The sequence below is a fragment of the Streptomyces sp. rh34 genome (genome assembly GCF_002551245.1).
Taxonomy (GTDB): Bacteria; Actinomycetota; Actinomycetes; order Streptomycetales; family Streptomycetaceae; genus Streptomyces.
The window spans coordinates 14,314-33,533 of record NZ_NTGZ01000054.1; the positions used below are offsets into that span (position 1 = coordinate 14,314).

The following is a 19,220-nucleotide window of genomic DNA, read 5'->3' on the forward strand; positions in this document are numbered from 1 at the left end:
TCCCGCACGTCCCCTCTGCCGTCACCGAGCGAAAGGCCCACCGTGAACAGCACCACCCCCGCTTCCACCCTCGGCGTCCACTCCGAGGTGGGACGCCTGCGCAAGGTCCTGGTCTGCGCCCCCGGACTGGCCCACCGGCGGCTCACCCCGACCAACTCCGGCGACCTGCTCTTCGACGACGTGATGTGGGTGGAGAACGCCCAGCGGGACCACGCCGACTTCGTCGCCCAGCTCACCGGGCGCGGCGTGGAGGTCGTCGAACTGCACGAACTGCTCGCCGCCACGGTGGCTGTGCCCGAGGCCCGCGCGTGGCTCCTGGACCGGAAGATCACCGCCAACGAGGTGGGCCTCGGCCTGATCGACGACACCCGTGCCTTCCTGGAGGCACTGACCCCGCGGCAGCTCGCGGAGTACCTGATCGGCGGGCTCGCCACCGCCGACCTCCCCGAAGCGTTCCGCTCGGGATACGTGGCCCTCGCCCGCGAGGGGGCCGGGGCGCGGGAGTACCTGATGCCTCCGCTGCCCAACACCCTGTACACCCGCGACACCACCTGCTGGCTCTACGGCGGGGTGACGCTGAACCCGCTCTACTGGTCCGCCCGGCGCGACGAGACCCTGCTGATGAAGGCGATCTACACCTTCCACCCCGATTTCCGGGGCTCCAACGTCTGGTGGGGCGACCCCGAGAAGGAGTGGGGCCAGGCCACGTTCGAGGGCGGCGACATCATGCCCGTCGGCAACGGCGTCGTCCTCATGGGCATGAGCGAACGGACCTCCCGCCAGGCCATCACGCAGGTCGCGGCCGCCCTGTTCGAGCAGGGGGCGGCCGAGCACGTGATCGTCGCCGGGATGCCGAAGCTGCGCTCGGCGATGCACCTCGACACGGTGTTCACCTTCGCCGACCGGGACATCGTCACGCTGTACCCGCGCATCATGGACGGCGTCCACGCCTTCTCGCTGCGGCCGTCCGACCTGGCTCCCGGGATCGAGATCACCGACGAGGGCAGCACCCCGTTCACCGAGGTCGTGGCCCGCGCCCTGGGCCTCCCCCAGCTGAGGGTGATCGAGACGGGCGGCGACGTCTATGCCTCGGAGCGCCAGCAGTGGGACAGCGGCAACAACGCGGTGGCGCTGGAGCCCGGCGTGGTCTTCACCTACGACCGCAACACCCAGACCAACGCGCTGCTGCGCCGGGCCGGGGTGGAGGTCATCACCATCGTCGGGGCGGAGCTGGGCCGGGGCCGGGGCGGCGGGCACTGCATGACCTGCCCGCTGATCCGCGACGCGGTGACGTTCTGACCACGAGGGGCGGGAGGACCGCGAGAGGCGGGAGGACCGCGAGAGGCGGGAGGGGCGGGAGGGGGCGCCCGGGTCGGCAAGGGGTCGCCGGCGCCGCCACCCGTCCGGCGTACGCGACAATGGAGCAATGACCACGCTCGCCCCCGCCCTCCCGCAGCTCCGCATCGGCCCGCACACCGTGCGGCCGCCGGTCGTGCTGGCCCCGATGGCCGGCATCACCAACGCCCCGTTCCGGACGCTGTGCCGGGAGTTCTCCGGCGGCAAGGGGCTGTTCGTCAGCGAGATGATCACCACGCGGGCGCTGGTCGAGCGCAACGAGAAGACCATGCAGCTCATCCACTTCGACGCGACCGAGACCCCGCGCTCGATCCAGCTCTACGGGGTGGACCCGGTCACCGTCGGCAAGGCGGTCCGGATGATCGTGGACGAGGATCTGGCCGACCACATCGACCTGAACTTCGGCTGCCCGGTCCCCAAGGTCACCCGTAAGGGCGGCGGCTCCGCGCTCCCGTACAAGCGGCCCCTGCTGCGGGCCATCCTCAAGGAAGCCGTCTCCAACGCCGGGGACCTGCCCGTCACCATCAAGATGCGCAAGGGCATCGACGACGACCACCTCACCTTCCTCGACGCCGGCCGCATAGCCGTCGAGGAGGGCGTCACCGCCGTCGCCCTGCACGGGCGCACCACCGCCCAGCACTACGGCGGTACCGCCGACTGGGACGCCATCGCCCGGCTCAAGGAGCACGTCCCGGAGATTCCCGTGCTCGGCAACGGCGACATCTGGTGTGCCGACGACGCCCTGCGGATGATGCGGGAGACCGGCTGCGACGGTGTCGTCGTCGGACGCGGCTGCCTGGGGCGGCCCTGGCTCTTCGCCGATCTGGTGAGCGCCATGGAGGGCCGCGAGGACCGGCACGCGCCCGCCCTGCGCGAGGTCGCGGACGTCATGGTGCGACACGCGACGCTGCTGGGGGAGTGGATCGGCGACGAGGCCCGTGGCGTGATCGACTTCCGCAAGCACGTGGCCTGGTATCTCAAGGGCTTCGCGGTCGGCTCCGAGATGCGCAAGAAGCTGGCGATCACCTCCTCCCTGGAGGAGCTGGGCAGCCAGCTCCACGAGCTGGACCTCGACCAGCCCTGGCCGGACGGCGCCGACGGGCCGCGCGGACGGACCTCGGGCAACAACCGGGTCGTCCTGCCGGACGGCTGGCTGAAGGACCCGTACGACTGCGCGGGCATCAGCGCCGACGCGGAGCTGGACACCTCCGGCGGCTGAACCCGTACGGAGGGACGCCATGCGCGTTCCGTACGGAGGGCACGCCGTGCGCGGACCCTACGGGGAGGGCTGCCGCGTCCGTACCGGCAAGGGCCTCGGCCCCGCCCGTGGTGGTGCCTCCGCTGCCCCCCGCCTCTCCCCCCTGCCCACGCTGCCGCCGGTGGAGCCCGCGCGGTGGCGGACCTTCGCCCGTAGCCTGGAAGAGGTGGGCCTCGGGGTGCTCGGCGACTGCCCGAGGCGTCCGGATCCTGAAATCCGGGGTCCGAAACGAGCGTGATTCACAACACCCTTGATCGGGCTTGCGCTCAGATGAGCGTTTTCAACGTGGCTGCACTTCTGGAAGACGTGGCACTCAGTGCCACCCTGTTGGATTCGGAAAGTGAACTCACGTGGTGAGCGGCCCGCTCGAATGAGCGCATGGGGTCAAGTTTCAGCCATGTCGCATTCAGGAGGTGAAGGCGCAAGTTCAGGTGCTTCGGCCGGGCGAGCCTTTCGATCTGCTGGCGGACGGGTGGTTGCGGCCGTATGACGACCAAGTGGACGTACCCATACACCTTCGATCTGGGTATGTTCCTCGCCGTCAGGGCAGCCACCGCGTCCTCGAGGAGTCGAGACCCGTGTCGGAAAACAAAGATCCCCAGAAGTTCGTCTACGACTTCACCGAGGGCAACAAGGATCTGAAGGATCTTCTGGGCGGCAAGGGTGCGAACCTCGCCGAGATGACCAACCTCGGGTTGCCCGTCCCTCCGGGCTTCACGATCACCACCGAGGCCTGCAAGGTCTACCTGGACAGCGGCGACGCGCCGACCGCGCTGCGCGACGAGGTGAGTGCGCACCTCAAGGCGCTGGAGGAGCGCATGGGGAAGCAGCTCGGGCAGGCCGACGACCCGCTGCTGGTCTCCGTCCGCTCCGGCGCCAAGTTCTCCATGCCGGGCATGATGGACACGGTCCTGAACATCGGCCTCTCCGACGCCTCGGTGGCCGGGCTCGCCACCCAGTCCGGCGACGAGCGCTTCGCCTGGGACTCCTACCGCCGCCTGATCCAGATGTTCGGCAAGACCGTTCTCGGGGTCGACGGCGACCTCTTCGAGGAGGCGCTGGAGGCGGCCAAGGACGCCAAGAAGGTCACGGTCGACACCGACCTCGCCGCCGCCGACCTGAAGAAGCTCGTCAAGCAGTTCAAGAAGATCGTCGAGTCCGAGGCCGGACGTGCGTTCCCGCAGGACGCCCGCGAGCAGATGGACCTGGCCATAAACGCGGTCTTCGACTCGTGGAACACCGACCGGGCCAAGCTCTACCGCCGCCAGGAGCGCATCCCCGGCGACCTCGGCACGGCCGTCAACGTCTGCTCGATGGTCTTCGGCAACCTGGGCCCCGACTCCGGTACGGGTGTCGCCTTCACCCGCGACCCGGCCAGCGGCCACCAGGGCGTCTACGGCGACTACCTCCAGAACGCGCAGGGCGAGGACGTCGTCGCCGGTATCCGCAACACGGTGCCGCTCGCCGATCTGGAGTCGATCGACAAGAAGTCGTACGACCAGCTCATGCAGATCATGGAGACCCTGGAGAACCACTACAAGGATCTCTGCGACATCGAGTTCACCATCGAGCGCGGCCAGCTCTGGATGCTCCAGACACGGGTCGGCAAGCGCACCGCCGGCGCCGCCTTCCGGATCGCCACCCAGCTCGTGGACCAGGGCCTGATCGACGAGGCCGAGGCCCTCCAGCGCGTCAACGGCGCCCAGCTCGCCCAGCTGATGTTCCCGCGCTTCGACGACGAGGCGAAGACCGAGTTGCTCGGCCGGGGCATCGCCGCCTCCCCGGGCGCCGCGGTCGGCAAGGCCGTCTTCGACTCGTACACCGCGATCAAGTGGTCCCGCTCCGGCGAGAAGGTCATCCTGATCCGCCGCGAGACCAACCCCGACGACCTCGAAGGCATGATCGCCGCCGAGGGCATCCTGACCTCGCGCGGCGGCAAGACCTCGCACGCGGCGGTCGTGGCGCGCGGCATGGGCAAGACCTGCGTCTGCGGCGCCGAGGACCTGGAGGTCGACACCAAGCGCCGCCGGATGACGGTCGGCGGCCGGGTGATCGAGGAGGGCGACCTCGTCTCGATCGACGGCTCCACCGGCAAGGTCTACCTGGGCGAGGTACCCGTCGTACCGTCCCCGGTCGTCGAGTACTTCGAGGGCCGGATGCACGCCGGGGCCGACGACGCCGACGAACTGGTCGCCGCCGTGCACCGGATCATGGCGTACGCGGACCGGGTGCGCCGGCTGCGCGTGCGGGCCAACGCCGACAACGCCGAGGACGCACTGCGGGCCCGCCGCTTCGGCGCCCAGGGCATCGGCCTGTGCCGCACCGAGCACATGTTCCTCGGCGAGCGCCGCGAGATGGTCGAGAAGCTGATCCTCGCCGACACCGACGACGAGCGCGAGGCCGCGCTGGCCGCTCTTCTCCCGCTCCAGAAGGCCGACTTCATCGAGCTGTTCGAGTCGATGGACGGGCTGCCCGTCACCGTCCGCCTCCTCGACCCGCCGCTGCACGAGTTCCTTCCCGACATCACCGAGCTGTCGGTGCGCGTCGCGCTCGCCGAGTCCCGCAAGGACGCCAACGAGAACGACCTGCGCCTGCTCCAGGCGGTGCACAAGCTGCACGAGCAGAACCCGATGCTGGGGCTGCGCGGGGTGCGCCTGGGCCTCGTCATCCCCGGTCTGTTCGCGATGCAGGTGCGGGCCATCGCCGAGGCCGCCGCCCAGCGCAAGAACGCCAAGGGCGACCCGCGCGCCGAGATCATGATTCCGCTCGTCGGCACGGTCCAGGAGCTGGAGATCGTCCGCGAGGAGGCCGACCGAGTCATCGCCGAGGTCCAGGCGGCCACCGGCACCGACCTCAAGCTGACCATCGGCACCATGATCGAGCTGCCGCGCGCCGCGCTGACGGCGGGCCAGATCGCCGAGGCCGCGCAGTTCTTCTCCTTCGGCACGAACGACCTCACCCAGACGGTGTGGGGCTTCTCCCGCGACGACGTGGAGGCCTCGTTCTTCACCGCGTACCTGGAGAAGGGCATCTTCGGGGTCTCCCCGTTCGAGACGATCGACAAGGACGGCGTCGGCGCGCTGGTCCGCAGCGCCGTCGAGGCCGGCCGGGCCACCCGCCCGGACCTCAAGCTCGGCGTCTGCGGCGAGCACGGCGGAGACCCGGAGTCGGTGCACTTCTTCCACGAGGTGGGCCTGGACTACGTCTCCTGCTCGCCGTTCCGCATCCCCGTAGCCCGCCTGGAGGCGGGCCGGGCCGCAGCCGAGTCCCGGGGCAGTGACAGCCGCTGACCCGGACTCACCGGGTCGGGGCCGCAGGGACGGCCCGGACCCACCGGCCGGGGCTGCACGAACAGCCCCCGGCCTCATGGGCAGGGCTGCACGAACAGCCCTGCCCACCGACCAGGGCCTCGAAGGCCCCGCCGAGAAGCGGCGGCACCCTGTGCGGGGGTGCCGCCGCTTCGCCTTGCGCTGACCGGGAGCGAACGGCTGACCGGAAGTGACCGGCGGTACGGAAGTGGCGTGTGCGGAAATGACCGGCGATACGGGGAAGTCGTCAGAAGCGCGCACCGAATGCCGCGCGAGGAATGTGGCGCAGAGCACATTGCTTCGTTTAATGCGCAAAGAAATTCGGGTGACGGGCCGGGGAGGACCGGGGTGCGGTCCATGGATCCCCACCCATGGACCGCACCCGGCTTACCCCCGTCGGGTACGGAGCCGCACCGTCGCCCACCGCCGCCGAACACACAAAGCCCCCCACGGCCTTCACGTGCTCATCCGGTGGGCACCGGATGCGTACCCGACGCTGTACAGCTTTTCGGGTGAAGCGGAACGGGGCGAGACCTTTCACTTCTGGCCGAAACCCCGTGGTGACCTCCTGTGACGGTCCGCATACCCTTCGGTGGGGGCAATTGCGGATGCAACAGGTGGGGGAGTAGTGCTGCGTATCCATGTGTCCAGGCTGGACCTTTCGCGGGTGCGGATGGCCACGAGGCCGGACGCGCTGTGGGAAACCATTCTCAGTTTTCACCGGATCAGGGACCGGCGTGCTTCGACGGTGTTCGGAAAATGGCGTTCGGAATCCCGGGCGCGGTTGAATGGTGAAGCACAGCTGCTGGCGGCGGTCGTCCCGCCCCGCGGCTATTTCCCGGATTTTCTGACGCCCTCCCAGGAGGGCTCCGAGCCTTTCGGGCTCGACGTCGGAATGGAGGCGCTGCGCGACACTCCCGCCGACCGCGTCCACGCGGAGCTGGAGCTGCTGGCCGCCGGGCGGATACGGCAGCGGGCCGGCCTGTCCGCCGGCCCGCGTCAACGGGACCCCGGCGCGGGGAGAGCGAGCGCGGCGCTGCCCGCCGCGCTCATGGAGGGCCGTGCCGAGCCGCTCGCCCGGCTCATCGGGGCCCTCCGCAGCTACCACCACGCGGCCGTGGAGCCCTACTGGATGCACATCCGGGCCAGCGTCGAGGCGGACCGGGCCGTCCGCGGCCGGGCCCTGCTGGACGGCGGAGCGGACGGGCTCCTGGCCACCCTGCCGCCGATGATCCGGTGGCGTTCGCCCGTGCTGGAGGCGGACTACCCGTTCGACCGCGATCTGCACCTGGACGGGCGCGGGCTGCTGCTCCAGCCCTCCTTCTTCTGCCGGGGCACGCCCGTGGTCTACCGCGACCCGTCGCTCCCGCCGGTGCTCGTCTACCCGGTGGCCAACCCCGGAGCCCCGGGCTTCGCGGAGCCGGGACCCTGGCTCGGCCGGCTCGTCGGCCACACCCGTTCGGCCGTCCTCTCCTCCATCGGCAACGGCTGCACCACCAGCGAACTCGCCCGCCGGGCCGGGGTCTCACTGGCCTCCGCGAGCCAGCACGCCTCCGTGCTGCGCGAGGCGGGCCTGGTCCTGACGCTGCGCCACGGCAGCTCGGTCCTGCACACCCTGACCCCGCTCGGCGGCTCTTTGCTGCGCGGCGGAGCCCCGCTCGCCCTGCCTTAGGGCAGGGCGGGAGCCGAGGGAGCCCGGCGGGCCCGAACGGCCGTCGTCCGGGCCGTTGTCCGGGCTGTTGTCCGGGCCGTTGTCAGTGGTCCGTGCAAATCTTCTGCCGTACGCCGATGAGTTCCGCACGGCCCCGCCGTCCAACCATCGAAAGCGCCGGACGCACCACCGCGGGCGCCACGGGACAGAGGAAGAGGAAACGACCATGGCTCAGATGATCTTCGTGAACCTGCCGGTGAAGGACCTGGAGACCACCGTGGGCTTCTTCGGGAAGCTCGGCTTCACGACCAACCCGGCGTTCAGCGACGACAGGACCGCGTGTCTGGTCATCAGCGACACGATCTTCGCGATGCTGATGACGGAGCCGCGCTTCAAGGAGTTCACCAAGAAGGACGTCGTCGACGCGTCGAAGGCGACGGAGGTCATCCTCGCCCTCAGCGCCGACAGCCGCGAGAAGGTCGACGAGATCGTCGACGCGGCCCTGGCCTCCGGCGGATTCCCGGCGGGCGAGACGCAGGACATGGGCTTCATGTACGGCCGATCGTTCCAGGACCCCGACCACCACATCTGGGAGGTCATGTGGATGGACCCGGCCGCCGCCGAGGGCCAGGCCTGAGCCGGGGGACGTACGCCGGGCCGGCGCGGCAGTCCGCGCCGGCCGGCCCGCCGCCCGGTCCGGATCACGGGTCCCGTCAGCTGCGGAAGGGGCCCTTCACCTCGTACGTGATGCCTCCGGAGGAGCTTCCGCTCGTCCCGCGCTGCGAGGAGAAGTAGAGCCGGCTGCCGTCCGGCGAGAACGCGGGCCCGGTGATCTCCGAACCGGACTGGCCGGTGATCCGCAGGAACGGGGCCACCGTGTCGTCCGGCGTGATCAGGCAGATCTCCATGTTCCCGCCGTCCTCCGCGATGTAGAGGTCGCCGGACCCGGACCGCATGACGTTGTCCACGCCGGTCAGCGGGGCCGAGCCGCCCGACACCAGCGAGTCGTCGTACGCGAGCGAGATCGACGAGGTGTTCGCGTCGTACGCCCACACCCGGTTGTCGCCCTTGGTGGTGAACCAGCAGGTGCCCGCCGCGTAGAAGCAGCCCTCACCGCCGTTGAACACCTTCGCCCCGGACACCTGGTGCCGGGTCTGGGTGGAGGAGCCGGCCGGATCCGGCACGTTCGCCCACGTCACCGGTCCCGAGGTGCCCGTGCCCGCGACCAGTACCTGAAGGGTGCCGCTCGACAGGTTCCCCCAGGTCGTGGGGCGGAAGCGGTAGAAGCGGCCGTCGCTCTCGTCCTCGGTGAGGTAGACGTACCCGTGGTCCGGGTCGGCGGCGGCGGCCTCGTGCTTGAAACGGCCCATCGCCGGACGCCGCACCGCGGCGTTCACACCCCAGGGGTCGGTCTCGTACACATACCCGCGGGAGACCTCCTCGCAGGACAGCCAGGTCTTCCACGGGGTGGCGCCGCCCGCGCAGTTGTTGTTCGTACCGGAGAGGATCCGGTACGCGGACGTCACCGTCCCCGAGGAGTTGAACTTCACCGCGCTCGCCCCGCCCCCGCTGCTCGGGGACACCTCGGCGTTGGAGACGTAGATCCAGCCCGAGCCGTCGGCGTACGTCGCCCCGCCGTCGGGCGCGCTGTGCCAGCGGTAGGAGGTGCCGGGCACGGTCTGCCCGGAGCGGGCGATGATGCGGCTGGTGAAGCCGCTGGGCAATTGGATGCCGTTGCCGTTGGCCGCCTGGAGCGCGCCGTACGGGCCGGGGGCGGGCTGGGCCGGGTCGGCGAAGGCGGCGCCCCGCCACAGCGTGCCCCCGAAGGCGGCCGCCGAGCTGCCGATCACCGCGGTGCGCAAGAAGGTCCGACGTTCCACGATCACTCCACGCATGGGTGTGGGCCCGCCGCTCCGGACGGACCGGCGGGTCGCGCGTCAGGACTGTAGGAGATCGGTGTTGACGGAGCGTCAAGCCTGGGTGAACGGGCGGCGGAGGAGTTGCACGGGCCGCGTCCCGCGACCCGGCCGCCGCCCGAGGCCGGTAGGTCAGTCCGTCCGTACGGTGAAGACCGGCACCGCCGCGCCCTCGTCGTCCAGGCACGCACCCGTCGCCAGGTCGAAGCGCTGCTTCAGCAGCGGCGAGGCCACGAACGGCCGCCCGCCCGCGGAACCGAGCAGGCCGCGCGAGAGGACGTACGCCCCGGTGAACGGGTCCCGGTTGCCGATCGCGTACACCCGGCCCGACCGGTCCATGAAGACCGCCGCCTGGTCCCCGTCCGGCAGCAGCACCGCCACGCCCCGCCCGGGGATCAGCAGGGCCCGGTCGCAGACCGTCAGCCAGTCCTTCCCGTGGGCGAGCCGGACGCGTCCGGTGTCCTGCGCTGTCGTGATCGTCGCGGTGGTCATCAGGAGGCGGTCCCTTCGAGGGTGCGGACGGCGAGCACGGGTCCCGCGAGCAGTTCCAGATCCGGCTTGATCTGGTCCCGTTCCGGAATGAACTTCACCGAGGGGTCAGGGGCGTCGGGGGCGTTGACGAAGGTGACGAAGCGCCGCAGCCGCTCCGGGTCGTTGATGGTCTCGGCCCACTCGTCGCGGTATCCGGCGACATGGTCGGCCATCAGCCTCTCCAGCTCCTCGCAGAGTCCCAGCGAGTCGTGGACGACCACATCCCGGACGTGGTCCAGGCCGCCGTCGATCCGGTCCAGCCAGGCGGAGGTGCGCTCCAGACGGTCGGCGGTGCGGATGTAGAACATCAGGAACCGGTCGATCAGCCGCACCAGTTCGGCGTCGGAGAGGTCCTGGGCCAGCAGGTCCGCGTGGCGCGGGGTGGCCCCGCCGTTCCCGCCGACGTACAGATTCCAGCCCTGGGCGGTGGCGATGATCCCGAAGTCCTTGCCCCGGGCCTCCGCGCACTCGCGGGCGCATCCGGAGACCGCCGACTTCAGCTTGTGCGGGGAGCGCAGACCCCGGTAGCGCAGCTCCAGGTCGATCGCCATCCGCACGGAGTCCTGCACGCCGTAGCGGCACCAGGTCTGCCCCACACAGGACTTCACCGTGCGGAGCGACTTCCCGTACGCGTGCCCGGACTCGAAGCCCGCGTCCACCAGCCGGGTCCAGATCGCCGGCAGCTGGTCGACCCGGGCCCCGAAGAGGTCGATGCGCTGACCGCCGGTGATCTTCGTGTAGAGGCCGAAGTCGCGGGCCACCTCACCGATGACGATGAGCTTCTCCGGGGTGACCTCACCGCCGGGGATGCGCGGCACGATCGAATACGACCCGTTGCGCTGGAGGTTGGCCAGAAAGTGGTCGTTGGTGTCCTGGAGCGCCGCCTGCTCGCCGTCCAGGACATAGCCGCTCGCGCCCACGGTCGGCGCGAGCGAGGCGATGACCGAGCCGACCGTCGGCTTGCAGACCTCGCAGCCGTCCCCGCCCCTCGCCTCCTCGCGGCCGTGCGAGTCGAGCAGGGAGGCGAAGGAGGTGACCTCCAGGGTGCGGACGATCTCGTACAGCTCGCTGCGGTCGTACGGGAAGCAGCCGCACAGCCCCGCGTCCGCCGGAGGCGGCATCAGCTGCCCGATCACCTTCAGGCAACTGCCGCAGCCCGTGCCGGCCTTGGTGCACTTCTTCACCTCGGGCAGCGTGGTGTGCTCGCAGACCGCGCCCTTGGTCACGTTGTGGCAGGAGCAGATCACCGCATCGTCCGGCAGCGCGGAGGGGCCGAGCGCCACCGGGCCGCCCGTCCCGGCCGGCAGCACCAGCTGCTCGGGGGCGACCGGCAGCACCGTGCCCGTCATCGGCCGCAGCGTGCCGTACTGGTCCGCGTCCCCGACCAGCACCCCGCCCAGCAGCGTCCCGTCCCGCCCGATCACCAGCTTCTTGTAGACCCCCGACCGGGCGTCGGAGTACACCACGTCGAGCGCCCCCTCGGCGGCCCCGTGCGCGTCGCCGAACGAGGCCACGTCCACGCCGAGCAGCTTCAGCTTCGTCGACAGGTCCGCCCCCGTGAACACGGACCGGCCGCCCGTGATCACCTCGGCCGCCGTCTGCGCCATCTCGTAGCCCGGCGCCACCAGCCCGTACACGCGGCCGTCGGCGGCCAGCGCGCACTCGCCGATCGCGAACACGGCCGGGTCCGAGGTCCGGCACTCCTCGTCCACGACGATTCCGCCGCGCTCCCCGACGGCCAGACCGCACTCCCGGGCCAGCTGGTCCCGGGGCCGCACGCCCGCCGAGAAGACCACCAGATCGACGGCGAGCGAGGAGCCGTCGGAGAGGGCCATCCCGGTCACCGCGCCGTCCGCGCCCGCGCTCGTCAGGATCTCCTGCGTACCGACCCCCGTGTGCACCGCGAGGCCCATGTCCACCACCGTGCGCAGCAGCGCCGCGCCCCCGCCCTCGTCCACCTGGACCGGCATCAGCCGGGGCGCGAACTCCACCACGTGGGTGCTCAGCCCGAGCCCTTTCAGCGCCCCGGCCGCCTCCAGGCCGAGCAGCCCGCCGCCGACCACCGCACCGGTCGCCGCGCCCTTCGCGTACTCCTCGATCGCGACCAGGTCCTCGATGGTCCGGTACACGAAGCAGCCCCGCGAGTCCTTCCCCGGCACCGGAGGCACGAAGGGGTACGAGCCCGTCGCCAGCACCAGCGTGTCGTACCGGAACACCGCCCCGGACCGTGCGGTCACCGTCCGCCCCGCCCGGTCGACGCCCGTCGCCGGGTCACCGACGTACAGCTCGATGCCGTGCCGGTCCATGAAGTCCCGCTCCACCAGGGAGAGGTCCTCGGGGCTCTGCCCGTCGAAGTACGAGGTGAGCCGCACCCGGTCGTAGGCGGGCCGAGGCTCCTCGCAGAGCACGACGACCCGGGCGGCGCCGGCCGCCGGGGTCAGTCCGCGGTCGGTGAGGGCCTCCAGGAACCGCTGGCCGACCATGCCGTGCCCGACGACCACGATCGTCGGAACGGCGGTGTGCGCCAGGGCGTTCGGGGCGGCGGCGGTGGTGCTCAGGTCGAAGGTGGGCTCCGGCATCTCAGTGGCCTCCGTCGGTTGTCCTCATGCCATGAGGGTGGGCGTGAGGTGTTACCCGGCCGCATCCCGCCTGTTTCCCGGGCGGAACCTTGCGCTCAGCGGCGGCGCCGGGGCCCTGTGAGGGGCCAAGGGCGTTCCGGAGGAGAAGTGCCCCGATGACAGGCGTCTAAGGTCGGGTCGTGCCTGACATAACACTGACCACTCTGGTGCTCCTCTGCCTCGCCGCGGCCGCCGCGGGCTGGATCGACGCGGTGGTGGGCGGCGGCGGACTGCTGCTCCTGCCCGCGCTGCTGCTCGGCCTGCCGAACGTCCCGGCGGCCCAGGTGCTCGGCACCAACAAGGCCGTCGCGATCGTGGGCACCTCGGGGGCCGCGGTGACCTTCCTGCGCAAGGCCCCGGTACGGGTGGGGCTGGCGGTGCGGGTCGGGCTGATGGCGCTCGCCGGGTCGATGACCGGGGCGTTCTTCGCCGCCGGGATCAGCAGCGAGACGCTCCGCCCGGTGATCATGGTTGTGCTGCTCGGGGTCGCGGCCTTCGTGCTGCTGCGCCCGTCCTTCGGGGTGCCTGCGGCGGGCGACGGCACGGACCGGCCGGTCTCCCGGGCCCGGATCGTCACGGCGATCGTGCTGGTCGGCGGCGGTATCGGCTTCTACGACGGGCTGTTCGGCCCGGGCACCGGCACGTTCCTGGTGCTGGCCCTGAGCGCCGTGCTCCACCTGGACCTGGTGACCGCGTCGGCCACCGCGAAGATCGTCAACGTGTGCACCAACGCGGGGGCGCTGGCGATGTTCGCGTACCAGGGCACCGTGCTGTGGCAGCTCGCGGCCGTGATGGCCCTCTTCAACCTGGCGGGCGGGATGATCGGGGCCCGGATGGCGCTGAGCCGGGGCAGCGGCTTCGTCCGGGCGGTGCTGCTGACCGTGGTGTTCTCGCTGGTCGCCAAGTTGGGCTTCGACCAGTGGAACGCGTAGGCCTCAGCGGACTTCGGTGAGGTGCGCGTACGCCACCACGTTGCCCTGGTAGCCGGTCTCCTTCGAGAAGCCGCCGCCACAGGTGATCAGCCGGAGCGACGCGTGCGGGGAGTCGCCGTAGACGCGCTGGTCGGGGAAGTCGTCGTTGTCGTAGACCTCGATGGCGTCGATCGAGAAGACGGCCGTGCGCCCGTCCTTGCGGACCACCTCGACCTCGGTCCCCTTGGTCAGGGCCCCCAGGGCGTAGAAGACGGACGGGCCGTCCGCGTTGTCCACATGCCCCGCGACGATCGCGGTGCCCCGTGCGCCGGGCGGGACGCCGTCCGCGTACCAGCCCGCGAGGTTGCGGTCCTCGTCCGGCGGTACGTCGAGGCTGCCGTCGGCGGCCAGTCCCAGCCGGGTCATCGGCGCGTCCACCTCGATGCTCGGGATGCGGATGCGGACCGGCTCGGAGGGGTTGAGCGGCTCGGCGACCGGGGAGCCGGGCTGGAGCTGGGGCCCGGCGGCGAAGGCCTGGGCGCTGGAGGGCTGCGGCGGGATCAGCTGGCCGCCGGGGCCGTTCTGGATGAGCCAGATGCCGCACAGCACGGCGATGCCCACCAGCCAGCCCTTGGCCTTCTGCGCGCTCGGTGACACGGCGTCGTCCTCGGTCGGTGGTCCGGGGCGGACGGGGCGCGCTCGGGGACGCGCCCCGCCCGGTCAGGGGGAAGCGGGGATTCAGCTTCCTTCGGCGCCCTCGGAGCGGCGGCGCAGCAGCCACAGTCCGCCGACGGCGGCCAGGCCGATCACGCCGACGCCGAGAGCGACCTGCGTGGAGTTCGGTTCGACGCTGCCGCCGACCCCGGTGCGCACATGGCCGGACGGGCGGTCGTGGATGGGCTTCTCGTGCTTGCCGCCGCCGATCACCTCCAAATCACCGACGGCGTCCTTGCCGTTGTCGCAGGAGACGATGATCTCGTAGGTGCCGGGCCGGGTGTCGTGCGGCACGGTGAACTTGCCGACCACGACCTCCTTGTGGGTGCCGGGGCGCATCTCGAAGTCCCCGGCGTCCAGGGAGTTCGCGTCGCCGATGCCCGAGCCCTTCTTGCCGCAGGCGGTGGTGTTCACGGTGACGGTGGCGCCGGGGGCCGCGGTCGCCGGGGTGATCTCCAGACGGCCGAAGTCGCCCGCGTACGCGGACGGAGCGGCGGCGGTGAGACCGAACGCGATGACGGTGAACGCGGCACCGACGGTGCCGGTCACGAGGCGGGCAGGACTGCGCATGGGGATCCTCCGGGCAGACGGCGCGAGCGGGTGTGTCCTGTCCCGAGCCAACGGGGGCCCGGCCCGCCACGCCTTCTGACGTGGGGTCAGCTTTCACCCGTACGGACCGGCGCGGCACCCTTGCCGGAAGGGATCGCCGCAGGTCGCGGCGGTGCGGCTGGGCCGTTCGGTCCGTGCCGGCGGTCCGGGTGCCGATCGGGTGAGCCGCGGACGCGAAAAGTGACGCAGGTCACATGAATGACGTGACGAGCCCCGGGCACACGCAAGACACCCCCCACGGGACGGAACCCCGCCCCCCACGGCACCGCCCCCTCCGGTCCACTCCCCCCTTGGACCGGAGGGGGCGGTGTCGTATCCGCCGCCGGCCGTGCCCGAGGCGGTGCCGTATCCGCCGCCGGTCGTGCCCGCTCCCGGCTCATCCGGCCGCGTTCGCCCCCACGGGATGCCGAGCTCCGCCCCCGGATCCCGAGCTCCGTTCGCCCCCGGCTCTCCTCAGGCTCCGCTCGCCCCGTCCGTGGCGCTCCAGACGATCTGCGGCGGGCGCACCCGGGCGCACAGCGGCTGCCCCTTGGCGTCGGTGAGCCCGAGCCGCCCGGTGAGGCGTCCGGTGCGCGCGGCGGCTTCGAGGACGTCCGGATCGATGTCGTCGAACATCAGCTTGGCGCGCCGGAACATGGTGAAGACCCCGGCGTCGTCCACCGTGCCCCAGGACAGATAGACGAACCGTCCGCCCAGCCGGTTCTGGACGTAGGGCCCCGACACCTCGATCCCGTCCGCCGTCGCGGTGGCCGTGCAGTCGAGGACCCACGAGGCGGAGGGGGCGTCCCCGGGGTGCGGGTCGAGCAGCTCGCCCGGCCGGTCCTTGCGCTGGACGCCGACGTGGATGTTCGCGTACCCGGGAAAGTCGCTGTCCGGGCCGCAGCTGCGACCGGGGAGGGCTGAGGCCTCGATATGGATCTGCATGCCCCCATGGTCCGGCACGGCCGAAGCGCGCTGCCCCGCCCTCCCGGGCGGGGTTCTCACACGGTGTCCACCGGAGCGGCGTCGTACACCGCGCCCAGGTCTCTCATCAGCTTCTCGTCGACCGTGAACGCGGTGTCGTCGATCCGCCGCACCGGCGCGATGCCCCGCGAGTTGCAGACGAAGGCGGCCGGATAGCGGCCCACCCCGTCCGGGCCCTCCAGCGTCACCGGGCGGCGCGCCGACGGCCGTCCGGCCCGCTCCAGCCCCTGCTCCAGCAGGGTCATCGTGATGCCGGCGAGCGCCGGGGCGTCGGGCCACACCACCGAGCTCCCGTCCCAGAAGCCGATGTTGGTGATCGCGCCCTCGGTCACGACTCCGCCGGGCGCGGTCAGCAGCGCCTCGTCGAACCCCGCCCGCCCGGCCAGCGCCCCGTAGTACGTCTGCCCGAACTCGCCCGGCCGTTTGATGTGCGGGGCCGTGCGCGCGTACGGCACCGACATCAGGCTCCGCGCCCCGACCGGCCCGGCGGCGGGCTCCCGGACCGTCACCATCAGGGTCGTGTGCGTCGCGCCGGGCGGCAGGTAGCCGTTCACCCGCACCGAGGCGTCCCGCAGCGCCGCGCCGCCCAGGGCGTGCCGGATCAGCTCCCGCACCCGCTCACCGTCCACCGGGAGGTCGAACAACTCCCGGTTCGCGGCGTCCAGCCGGGCGAGATGAAGTCCGAGGCCCCGCACCCCGCCGTCCCGCACCTGCAGGGCGGTGAAGTGGCCGAAGCCGTACAGTGCGGGGATCCGCAGGTCCTCCTCGGTGGCCGGGTGGCCGTCGAACTCGATGCGGGGCAGGGGCGTGTCCGGCCGGTACGTCGTCATGCGGCCACCGTAAGCGCGCCGTCGGACCAGGATCGGGCAGGAAGCGGACGGCACCCTTGACCTCAACCATGGTTGAGGGGAAAAGGTCAACGCCATGGACATCACAGCCGTATCCACGTCATCCACCGTGCCCGCCCCCGAGCCCGCCCCCCTCAAGGTGGCCGTCATCCTCGGCAGCAACCGCGACGGCCGCTTCGGTCCCGTCGTCGCCGACTGGTTCCTGGCCCGCGCGGCGGGCCATCCCGGCATCGAGACCGAACTGATCGACGTCGCCGAGGCCGGCCTTCCCACCGCCATCACCTTCAGCCCCGGGCCCGAGGAGGCGGCGCGGCTCGGCGCGGTCTCCGCCCGGCTCGCGGCGGCCGACGCCTTCGTCGTCCTCACCCCCGAGTACAACCACTCCTACCCCGCACCACTGAAAACGCTCATCGACTGGCACAGCGAGGAATGGCAGGCCAAGCCCGTCGCCTTCGTCAGTTACGGCGGCATCTCCGGCGGGCTGCGGGCCGTCGAACACCTTCGGCAGGTCTTCGCCGAACTGCACACCGTCACCGTCCGCGACACCGTGTCCTTCCACAACGCCGGCGCGCTCTTCGACGACGAGGGGAGCCATCTGGACCCGGGGCCCGCCGACGCGGCGGCCAAGGCGCTGCTGGACCAGCTGGTGTGGTGGGGCACCGCCCTGCGCGACGCCCGGAATCTCCGTCCGTACGGCGCCTGACCCGCCGTGGGCCGACAATCGCATCGAAGGCCCACGGGCAAGGAGCCCGCCGTACTCCGAGGAGACCGACGATGACAGCGCCGCCGGCATGGCTGACCGTACTGACCACGACCGACAGCGAGGACAAGGCCGACGCCCTGGCCCGGTCGGCGGTGGAGGCCAGGCTGGCGGCCTGCGCGCAGATCTCCGCCCCCGTCACCTCCGTCTACCGGTGGCAGAACGCCATCGAGACGACGGAGGAGTGGCAGGTGCTCTTCAAGACGACGGCGGAACGCTACGACGAACTGGAGGAACACCTCCAGCGGGAGCACGACTACGAGACGCCGGAGATCATCGCCCTGCCGGTGATCCGGGGCGGTGCCCGCTACCTCGGCTGGGTGACGGCGGAGACGGCGCCCCCGGCAGCCCTGTGACGGCGGCCATGACCACGACCGCCCCCGGCGGCCCGGTCGCCGCCGAGCTGCCCTTCTTCGTGTACGGAACGCTGCTGCCGGGCGAACCCAACCACGACCTGTTCCTCCGGGGCCGCACGGCGGGGGAGCGGCCGGCCGTGCTGCCCCGGGCCCTGCTCTACGACGGCCCCGGCTACCCGTACGCGATCGAGGGCCACGGCCGCGTCCACGGCAGGCTGCTCGTCGCGGCGCCCGGGGTGTACGGGGAACTGCTCGGGCTGCTGGACCACCTGGAGGAGTTCCTCGGCCCCGGCCACCCGCGCAACCTGTACGAACGCGTCGTCCGCGAGGTCGAACTGCCGGGGCAGGGGGCGTCGGAGGCCGGGGAGTCCGTGCGGGCCTGGGTCTACCTCGCCGCGGCCGCCGTCACCCGCTCGCTGCGGACCGGCGGCGTCCTCATCCCCGGGGGCCGGTGGACCACCGGCCGCGCGCCGGACGGCTCCTGAGGGCTGTCCCCCTGAGGCCGGGTTCCACCCGCCCGGTTTCACCCGCCCGGCGCAATCCGCCGGGCGCGCACGCGCCAGACCGCGCCCGGTGCCGCCTGCGCACGCGCGCCCTACCGCTCCCGGGACCGCCGGCGCACGCGCCTCGCACGGCGCCCCGGGGACGCATCAGCGTGCCCCGGCGGCCAGCGCGTCCGTCACGCCCTGCTCCTCCGGCCCCAGGAACCGCGGGTCGGGCCGGAGCAGGGCGTCCAGCGCCGCCTTGCCGGAGGCCGCCAGCTCCCGGGCGCCGCCGTAGTACCAGGTGACGTCCCGCGGCTCGTCGACCCCGACGCCGTACGCGTCGATCCCGGCCGACCGGCACAGGGTGACCGCCCGGTGGATGTGGAAGCCCTGGCTCACCAGCACCGCCCGGTCGACCCCGAAGATCTTCTTGGCCCGGACGCAGGAGTCCCAGGAGTCGAACCCGGCGTAATCGCTCACGATCCGCTCGTCGGGCACCCCGCGTCCGGTGAGATACGTGCGCATCGCGTCCGGCTCGTCGTACTCCGCCCGGCTGTTGTCCCCGGTGACCAGAACGACCTTCACCTTCCCGGTGCGGTACAGCTCGGCCGCCGCGTCCAGCCGGTGTGCGAGGTACGGGGTCGGCCGGCCCTCCCACAGCCCGGCGCCGAACACCACGGCGACCTCCCGCGCCGGAGCCTCGGCCGTCGTGCCCACCCGGTCGCCGGCCTCCAGCCGCATCCAGGTCGCGGGCGCCAGGGCCAGCACACAGGCGACCATCAGCCCCTGCGCCAGCCGCCGCTGCACCCGCCGGGCGCGCGGCAGCCGCACCACGGGCCACGACGGCAGCCGGGACCGGGCGGGCAGTCGCAGCCGGGCAGGCAGCCGCGGCACGGACCGGTCCCGCAGCTGTCTCTTATACACATCTCTGATGGC

17 protein-coding genes are annotated in these 19,220 nt (G+C 71.8%); 9 read left to right on the forward strand and 8 right to left on the reverse strand.

The features are described from left to right. The first annotated feature begins 42 nt into the window (after positions 1 to 42). The 5 genes from CR470_RS13215 to CR470_RS13240 all read left to right on the forward strand — a co-directional run bounded on the left by CR470_RS13215 (position 43) and on the right by CR470_RS13240 (position 8,210). On the forward strand, positions 43 to 1,299 hold the full coding sequence (locus tag CR470_RS13215; RefSeq protein WP_097867787.1) for an arginine deiminase: 1,257 nt from the start codon (positions 43 to 45) through the stop codon (positions 1,297 to 1,299). A gap of 127 nt (positions 1,300 to 1,426) precedes the next feature. Next, the gene (dusB, locus tag CR470_RS13220; protein ID WP_097867788.1) at positions 1,427 to 2,575 is read left to right on the forward strand and encodes a tRNA dihydrouridine synthase DusB; all 1,149 of its coding nucleotides are present in this window, start codon (positions 1,427 to 1,429) and stop codon (positions 2,573 to 2,575) included. Between the two features lie 617 nt (positions 2,576 to 3,192). Next, complete coding sequence (gene ppdK / locus CR470_RS13230; protein ID WP_097867789.1) at positions 3,193 to 5,904, forward strand: pyruvate, phosphate dikinase; 2,712 nt, start codon at positions 3,193 to 3,195, stop codon at positions 5,902 to 5,904. A gap of 646 nt (positions 5,905 to 6,550) precedes the next feature. After that, a complete protein-coding gene (locus CR470_RS13235; protein ID WP_097867790.1) occupies positions 6,551 to 7,594 on the forward strand; it encodes an ArsR/SmtB family transcription factor in 1,044 nt (347 codons plus the stop codon). Between the two features lie 205 nt (positions 7,595 to 7,799). Next, entirely contained in the window at positions 7,800 to 8,210 is a 411-nt protein-coding gene (locus CR470_RS13240) for a VOC family protein (protein ID WP_097867791.1), read from the forward strand. A 76-nt stretch (positions 8,211 to 8,286) separates the two neighbouring features. Here CR470_RS13240 and CR470_RS13245 read toward each other — a convergent pair whose 3' ends face one another. From CR470_RS13245 to nirB, 3 genes are all read right to left on the reverse strand, one after another. Further along, positions 8,287 to 9,453 (reverse strand): alkaline phosphatase PhoX, encoded by a 1,167-nt coding sequence (locus CR470_RS13245; protein ID WP_097867804.1) that lies wholly within the window; start codon positions 9,451 to 9,453, stop codon positions 8,287 to 8,289. Positions 9,454 to 9,621: 168 nt separating this feature from the next. Then, on the reverse strand, positions 9,622 to 9,981 hold the full coding sequence (gene nirD / locus CR470_RS13250) for a nitrite reductase small subunit NirD (protein ID WP_097867792.1): 360 nt from the start codon (positions 9,979 to 9,981) through the stop codon (positions 9,622 to 9,624). Further along, entirely contained in the window at positions 9,981 to 12,599 is a 2,619-nt protein-coding gene (gene nirB / locus CR470_RS13255; RefSeq protein WP_097867793.1) for a nitrite reductase large subunit NirB, read from the reverse strand. Before nirB ends, nirD begins: the two co-directional genes overlap by 1 nt. 179 nt (positions 12,600 to 12,778) lie before the next feature. Here nirB and CR470_RS13260 point away from each other — a divergent pair, with 179 nt between their 5' ends. Continuing rightward, on the forward strand, positions 12,779 to 13,570 hold the full coding sequence (locus CR470_RS13260; protein WP_097867794.1) for a TSUP family transporter: 792 nt from the start codon (positions 12,779 to 12,781) through the stop codon (positions 13,568 to 13,570). 3 nt (positions 13,571 to 13,573) lie between these two features. Here CR470_RS13260 and CR470_RS13265 read toward each other — a convergent pair whose 3' ends face one another. The 4 genes from CR470_RS13265 to CR470_RS13280 form a co-directional block, all read right to left on the reverse strand. Then, entirely contained in the window at positions 13,574 to 14,206 is a 633-nt protein-coding gene (locus CR470_RS13265; protein WP_097867795.1) for a class F sortase, read from the reverse strand. A gap of 81 nt (positions 14,207 to 14,287) precedes the next feature. After that, positions 14,288 to 14,833 (reverse strand): hypothetical protein, encoded by a 546-nt coding sequence (locus CR470_RS13270; protein ID WP_097867796.1) that lies wholly within the window; start codon positions 14,831 to 14,833, stop codon positions 14,288 to 14,290. 492 nt (positions 14,834 to 15,325) lie between these two features. After that, positions 15,326 to 15,796, reverse strand: coding sequence for a DUF5990 family protein (locus tag CR470_RS13275; protein ID WP_097867797.1), 471 nt, complete (start codon positions 15,794 to 15,796; stop codon positions 15,326 to 15,328). 56 nt (positions 15,797 to 15,852) lie between these two features. After that, entirely contained in the window at positions 15,853 to 16,665 is an 813-nt protein-coding gene (locus CR470_RS13280) for an aminotransferase class IV family protein (RefSeq protein ID WP_097867798.1), read from the reverse strand. A 94-nt stretch (positions 16,666 to 16,759) separates the two neighbouring features. Here CR470_RS13280 and CR470_RS13285 point away from each other — a divergent pair, with 94 nt between their 5' ends. The 3 genes from CR470_RS13285 to CR470_RS13295 all read left to right on the forward strand — a co-directional run bounded on the left by CR470_RS13285 (position 16,760) and on the right by CR470_RS13295 (position 18,284). Continuing rightward, complete coding sequence (locus CR470_RS13285) at positions 16,760 to 17,386, forward strand: NADPH-dependent FMN reductase (protein WP_097867799.1); 627 nt, start codon at positions 16,760 to 16,762, stop codon at positions 17,384 to 17,386. Between the two features lie 71 nt (positions 17,387 to 17,457). Continuing rightward, positions 17,458 to 17,799, forward strand: a complete 342-nt coding sequence (gene cutA, locus CR470_RS13290; protein WP_097867800.1) for a divalent-cation tolerance protein CutA — start codon at positions 17,458 to 17,460, stop codon at positions 17,797 to 17,799. An 8-nt stretch (positions 17,800 to 17,807) separates the two neighbouring features. Next, entirely contained in the window at positions 17,808 to 18,284 is a 477-nt protein-coding gene (locus tag CR470_RS13295) for a gamma-glutamylcyclotransferase family protein (protein ID WP_097867805.1), read from the forward strand. 165 nt (positions 18,285 to 18,449) lie between these two features. On the opposite strand, the gene CR470_RS13300 is transcribed toward CR470_RS13295, so the two are convergent. Next, on the reverse strand, positions 18,450 to 19,178 hold the full coding sequence (locus tag CR470_RS13300) for a SanA/YdcF family protein (protein ID WP_373561409.1): 729 nt from the start codon (positions 19,176 to 19,178) through the stop codon (positions 18,450 to 18,452). Positions 19,179 to 19,220: the final 42 nt, after the last annotated feature.